The organism is Xenorhabdus sp. BG5, assembly GCF_015163665.1.
Taxonomy (GTDB): Bacteria; Pseudomonadota; Gammaproteobacteria; order Enterobacterales; family Enterobacteriaceae; genus Xenorhabdus.
Window position 1 is genome coordinate 1 of sequence record NZ_JADEUG010000075.1, and the last position, 1,390, is coordinate 1,390.

2 protein-coding genes are annotated in these 1,390 nt (G+C 52.4%); both read right to left on the minus strand.

Annotated features, from left to right (window positions below; translation table 11 throughout):
* The coding region (locus IQ209_RS17845) for a type VI secretion system Vgr family protein (RefSeq protein WP_255528822.1) at positions 1–749 on the minus strand (749 nt) is incomplete at its 3' end.
* 32 nt (positions 750–781) lie between these two features.
* Positions 782–1,390, minus strand: a 609-nt coding sequence (locus tag IQ209_RS17850; RefSeq protein ID WP_193852522.1) for a type VI secretion system baseplate subunit TssF, incomplete at its 5' end; no start/stop codon positions are given.

Genomic DNA, 1,390 nt, shown 5'->3' on the forward strand with positions numbered 1-1,390 from the left:
TCGCGGAAGCCTTCGCTGCTGTGCATATGGGAGAGGTGATAGCGCGGTTTTTCCGGGTTGAAATCTTTGTGGAAACTGCGCTGCGGGCTCATCCCGACGCCCAGTTGTACCTGATAAATAGTGTCTGTTCCGTCGGCGGTTTCCGGCTGGGGCTGGTATTGCAGCGGCAAGCCAGCGGTCATGCCCAGATGGCTGTCACTGAAAAACAGCGTTTCATCCTCAAACCAGAAACTGATCCCCTCTTCCGCGGCTAATCGGTTGAAAAAATCATAATCGGATTCGCGCTTCTGGGTCACATATTCCCAGTCCTGATGCGCATCGTAAAGTTTTGAATCGGCTTTTACCCGGTGTTTTTTCAGCAGGCTGTTTAATATCGCCGGGGTATTTTGCTGATGGTAAATCCGGCTGTCCTGATTCAGTGTCAACCGCCAGCAGGCAGGGCGAATGGTGATGGTATAGCGCGTCTTGTTACCGTCGGTGCCCACCCAATTAGCGTGAGAGACAATCCCGGTGATTTTGCGCTGCTCTGTTTCACCATAGAAAACCTGCAACACCGCTTCCTGCATCAGCAGCGAAGCCAAATCAATCTCCGCCTGCGGCTTAAAGGGGTTCGCGTTACCGGCCCTGACCAGCGTCAGATTGAGGGTAAACAGTTCAGAGAGTTGTTCTTGCAAAGTAAAGTCGCCGACTGCAAAGGTGTCTTCCGGCACACCCGCGATACGGCAGGTAAAACGTAATCCACTTTTCATTTTTATTCCTTATCGGTTATGACATGAATGCCTTACATGGCCGGGCGTAATCCATCGACGTGCCAGAACTGCCACAACACTTCACTGTTGTCCGGGGTAAAAATTTTCAGCATAACGAACGTGGACTGGCTGATAAAACAGGCCATCGCCTGATTGATTAATCGGCTGAAGCGGTACATCTCGCCAAGCGTGCGGTAACAACCGGGATTCAGTGTGAGCGATAACACATACCCACGCACCGGTTGCCCACGCCTTAAGCGGTCAGTCAGGCGCTCTTTTACCTGCACAATGCCGTCAATGTGTTGCTGGAACTGGCGGCTCAGCGGACGGTTGGTTTCGCTATGCGGGTCAAACAGACGGAGAAACTGTTTCAGGCTGTCGGTGGTAAATAACATCATCGGTGGGCTGGAGAGGCAGGAGAGCAGCGGCCAGCCGTTATTTTCCTGTAACAAGGGCGGATAATCGGTCACCACCGGAATAATATTCTGCACATCAAGATGAGACGGTACACTTTCCGGCGTCACGGTAATTGCGCCTTGTTCCAGCGTCAGGGCCTGCTCATGGTAGCCGATGAAAGAGCACGAGACAGCAATCTCCGGCAGATTGTTTGCCGGGTTGCCGGTCAAATCAAAAAAGCACAG